Source organism: Rathayibacter sp. AY1D9 (assembly GCF_002932395.1).
In the GTDB taxonomy this organism is placed as follows: domain Bacteria; phylum Actinomycetota; class Actinomycetes; order Actinomycetales; family Microbacteriaceae; genus Rathayibacter.
Genome location: NZ_PSVQ01000068.1, coordinates 1 through 4,618, shown reverse-complemented (window position 1 = coordinate 4,618; position 4,618 = coordinate 1). Strand labels below are relative to the sequence as shown.

The window sequence follows — 4,618 nt, the reverse complement described above, 5'->3', positions numbered from 1 at the left end:
CCTCCCCTCCCGCTCCTGCTCCGCCCCTCCGGAGGACCCATGATCCTGCTCCGCCTCGCCTCCGCCTACGCGAAGCCCTACGCGCGCTGGGTGGCCGCCGTCGTCGTGCTGCAGCTCGTCGCGACGCTCGCCGCGCTCTACCTGCCGAGCCTCAACGCCGAGATCATCGACCAGGGCATCGGCCGCGGCGACACCGACTTCATCTGGGGAACCGGCATGACCATGCTCGGCGTCTGCGTCGTGCAGGTCGCCGCGGCGATCGGAGCCGTCTACTTCGGCGCCCGCACCGCCATGTCCGTCGGCCGCGACCTGCGCCGCGACGTCTACCGCCGCGTCGACTCGCTCAGCGGGCTCGAGGTCGGCGGCTTCGGCACGGCCACCCTGATCACCCGCGGCACGAACGACGTGCAGCAGGTGCAGATGCTCGTGCTGATGACCCTCAACTTCATGGTCTCCGCGCCGATCATGTGCGTCGGCGGCATCGTCTTCGCCCTGCGCGAGGACGCCGGCCTCTCCTGGCTGGTCTGGGTGTCGGTGCCGCTGCTGTTCGTCGTGGTCGGCTTCCTGGTGTTCCTGCTGCTGCCGCTGTTCCGCCTCATGCAGGACCGGATCGACGGGATCAACAGCGTGCTCCGCGAGCAGATCACGGGCATCCGCGTGGTGCGCGCCTTCGTGCGCGAGCCGTTCGAGTCCGAGCGGTACCGCAAGGCCAACGCGGCGATCACCGAGGTGTCGATCAAGGTCGGCAACATCTTCGTGCTGATGTTCCCCGCGATCATGATGATCCTGCACCTGGCCACCGCGGCCGTGCTGTGGTTCGGCGGGCAGCGGGTCGACGCCGGTCAGATGCAGGTGGGCTCGCTCACCGCGTTCCTGCAGTACCTCCTCCAGATCCTCACCGCCGTGATGATGGGCGTCTTCATGGTGATGATGATCCCCCGCGCGGTCGTCTGCGCCGAGCGGATCCAGCAGGTGCTCGACGCCCGCACCAGCCTCACCACGCCCGAGGGCGGAGTCCCGACGCCCGCGCGCGGCCGCGTCGAGTTCTCCGGGGTCGTCTTCGGCTACCCGGGCGCCGAGCGCCCCGTGCTCTCGGGCATCGACATCGTCGCGGAGCCGGGCCGCACCACGGCCGTCGTCGGCTCCACCGGCGCCGGCAAGACGACCCTGCTCGGCCTCGTGCCGCGCCTGTTCGACCCGCAGGAGGGCACCGTCACGATCGACGGCGTGCCCGTCTCCTCCCTCGACCGGGCGCAGCTCGCCGAGGTGATCGGGCTCGTGCCCCAGCGCCCCTACCTCTTCTCGGGGACGATCGCCTCGAACCTGCGCTTCGGCCGCCCCGACGCGACGGACGCCGAGCTGTGGGAGGCGCTGCGCATCGCCCAGGGCGAGGACTTCGTGCGGAGCAAGGAGCACGGGCTCGACGAGCCGGTCTCGCAGGGCGGCACCAACGTCTCCGGCGGGCAGCGCCAGCGGCTCTGCATCGCGCGGGCCCTCGTCGCGAAGCCGCGGGTCTACCTGTTCGACGACTCGTTCTCGGCGCTCGACGTCGCGACCGATGCGCGGCTGCGGGAGTCGCTGGCCGACGCCACCACCGACGCGACCGTGATCATCGTGGCCCAGCGGGTGTCGACCATCCGCCACGCCGACCAGATCGTCGTGCTCGACGCGGGCCGCGTCGTCGGCCGCGGCACGCACGACGAGCTCCTCGAGACGAACGCGACCTACCGCGAGATCGTCGAATCCCAGCTGAGCGTCGAAGGAGTGTCCTGAGATGGCGCGCACACGCGACACCACCGCCCCCGAGGAGACGACGTCCCCCGAGCCCGAGTTCGAGCCCGGCGAGGGTGACGGCGGCATGTTCGGGGACGGGCCGCCCGCCCGCAAGGCGCAGAACTTCTGGCCCTCGGCCAAGCGCCTCTTCTCGCTGCTCGGCCCCGAGCGCGCCCGGATGGTCCTCGTGGTCGCCCTGGTCTCGCTGTCGGTCGTCCTCACCGTCATCGCGCCCAAGATCCTCGGGCAGGCGATGGACACGATCTTCAACGGCGTGATCGGCTCCCAGCTCCCCGCCGGCGTCCCGCTCGAGCAGATCATCGAGCAGCAGCGCGCCTCGGGCAACGGCACCTTCGCCGACATGCTGGCCAAGACCGACATCGTGCCCGGCGCGGGCATCGACTTCGTGGTCCTCGGCCGCCTGATCATCATCGTGCTGCTGATGTACGTCGTCGCGTCGGTGCTCATGTGGGCACAGGGCTACATCCTCAACGGCCTCGTGATGCGGGTGGTCTTCGACCTCCGCCAGGACATCGAGGCGAAGCTCAACCGCCTCCCGCTGCGCTTCTTCGACACCCGGCAGCGCGGCGACGTGATGTCGCGCGTCACGAACGACGTCGACAACATCCAGACGGCGCTGCAGCAGGCCTTCTCGCAGCTGGTGCAGTCGGTGCTCACCATCATCGGCATCGCCGCGATGATGTTCATCGTCTCGTGGCAGCTCGCGCTGATCGCGCTGATCTCGATCCCGCTCTCGGGCGTGATCGCAGGCGTGATCGGCGCCCGCTCCCAGAAGCTCTTCGCCGCCCAGTGGAAGAACACGGGCGCGCTCAACGGCCACATCGAGGAGACCTTCTCCGGGCTCGAGATCGTCCGCGCCTTCGGCCGCGACCGCGAGATGCTCGAGGAGTTCGACCGCCGCAACGACAGCCTCTACACCGCCTCGTTCGGCGCCCAGTTCGTCTCGGGCATGATCATGCCCGCGATGACCTTCGTCTCCTACCTCTCCTACGTGCTCATCGCCGTGGTCGGCGGCCTGCGGGTCGCCTCCGGTCAGCTGACGCTCGGCGACGCGACCGCGTTCATCCAGTACTCGCGCGAGTTCACCCAGCCGGTGACCCAGCTGGCGAGCATGGCGAACATGCTGCAGTCCGGCGTCGCCTCGGCCGAGCGCACGTTCGAGCTGCTCGACGCCGAGGAGCAGGAGCCGGAGACGGCGACCGCGTCGCTCCCGCAGCGCACCGACGGCCACGTGGAGTTCGAGGGCGTCTCGTTCTCGTACGACCCGGAGCAGCCGCTGATCGAGGACCTGACCTTCTCCGCGCAGCCCGGGCAGACGGTCGCCATCGTCGGTCCGACCGGGGCGGGGAAGACCACGCTGGTCAACCTGGTCATGCGCTTCTACGAGCTCACCGGAGGGCGCATCCTGCTCGACGGCGTCGACATCACGAGCCTCGCGCGCGGCGATCTGCGCTCGCGCGTGGGCATGGTGCTGCAGGACGCGTGGCTCTTCCAGGGCACCATCCGCGAGAACATCCGCTACGGGCGCCTGGACGCGACCGACGAGGAGATCGTCGACGCGGCGAAGGCCACCATGGTCGACCGCTTCGTGCGCCAGCTGCCCGACGGCTACGACACGGTGCTGGACGCCGACGGCGGCAGCGTCTCGGCGGGCGAGCGGCAGCTGATCACGATCGCGCGCGCGTTCCTCGCGAACCCGTCGCTGCTGATCCTCGACGAGGCCACCTCCTCGGTCGACACCCGCACGGAGCTGCTCGTGCAGCACGCGATGAACGCGCTGCGCACCGACCGGACCTCGTTCGTCATCGCGCACCGGCTCTCCACGATCCGCGACGCCGACACCATCCTGGTGATGGAGTCGGGCCGGATCGTCGAGCAGGGCGCGCACGAGGCGCTCCTGAAGCAGCGCGGCGCCTACTACGAGCTCTACATGACGCAGTTCCGCGGAGGAGGCGACGAGGCGGGCGAGCACGCCGCAGCGGGCGCGCTCCCGAGCGGGGGAGGGGTCGCCCCGTAGAGTAGGCGCGTGACCGACGCACGCCAGCAGCTCATCGAGTACATCGGCTCCGACGCCGTCTTCCACGGGGACTTCACCCTCACGAGCGGCAAGAAGGCGTCGTACTACGTCGACCTGCGCCGCGTGAGCCTCGACCACCGGGTCGCGCCGCTGATCGGGCAGGTCATGCTCGACCTCATCGCGCCGCTCGAGCGCGTCGACGCCGTCGGCGGCCTCACCATGGGAGCCGACCCGATCGCCGCCGCGATCCTCCATCAGGGCGCCGCCCGCGGTCTCGCCTACGACGCGTTCGTCGTGCGCAAGGAGCCCAAGGACCACGGCCGCGGCCGGCAGGTCGAGGGCCCCGACCTCGAGGGCAAGCGCGTCGTCGTCGTCGAGGACACGTCCACCACCGGCGGCTCGCCGCTGAAGGCGATCGAGGCCCTGCTGAAGGTCGGCGCCGAGATCGCAGGAGTCGCCGTCGTCGTCGACCGCGCGACCGGTGCCCGCGAGATCATCGAGGACGCCGGCTACCCGTACTTCGCCGCGATCGGTCTGGCCGACCTCGGCCTGAGCTGATGGTCGACGAGGGGGGACGCGGCGGGGGCCCGGGAGGCGGCGAGCACCCGGAGCCGGAGCGCCGCGGGTCCGAGGGCCGCGAGCCGGAGCCTGCCGGATCGGAGGCCTCCGAGCCGGAGCGTGCCGAGCCGGAGCGTGCCGAGCCGGAGCGATCCGAGCCGGAGCGTCCCGTCGGCAGCAGCGAGTGGCTGCTCCAGCAGCTCAGCGGCGGCCGCCTGAAGAGCATCTTCGACTCGCCCCGCCCCGTCC

The 4,618-nt window shown here is 70.7% G+C and carries 3 protein-coding genes and 1 pseudogene; all 4 read left to right on the top strand.

All coding sequences use genetic code 11. The features are described 5' to 3' along the window. Positions 1–39: 39 nt before the first annotated feature. Complete coding sequence (locus tag C5C50_RS16465) at positions 40–1,773, top strand: ABC transporter ATP-binding protein (RefSeq protein ID WP_104239193.1); 1,734 nt, start codon at positions 40–42, stop codon at positions 1,771–1,773. A gap of 1 nt (position 1,774) precedes the next feature. Then, positions 1,775–3,811, top strand: a complete 2,037-nt coding sequence (locus C5C50_RS16460; RefSeq protein WP_104273943.1) for an ABC transporter ATP-binding protein — start codon at positions 1,775–1,777, stop codon at positions 3,809–3,811. A 9-nt stretch (positions 3,812–3,820) separates the two neighbouring features. Further along, the gene (gene pyrE / locus C5C50_RS16455) at positions 3,821–4,369 is read left to right on the top strand and encodes an orotate phosphoribosyltransferase (RefSeq protein WP_104225724.1); all 549 of its coding nucleotides are present in this window, start codon (positions 3,821–3,823) and stop codon (positions 4,367–4,369) included. Further along, positions 4,369–4,618 (top strand): annotated as a pseudogene (locus C5C50_RS17210) (hypothetical protein); the annotation flags it as partial. The gene pyrE and the pseudogene C5C50_RS17210, both read left to right, overlap by 1 nt.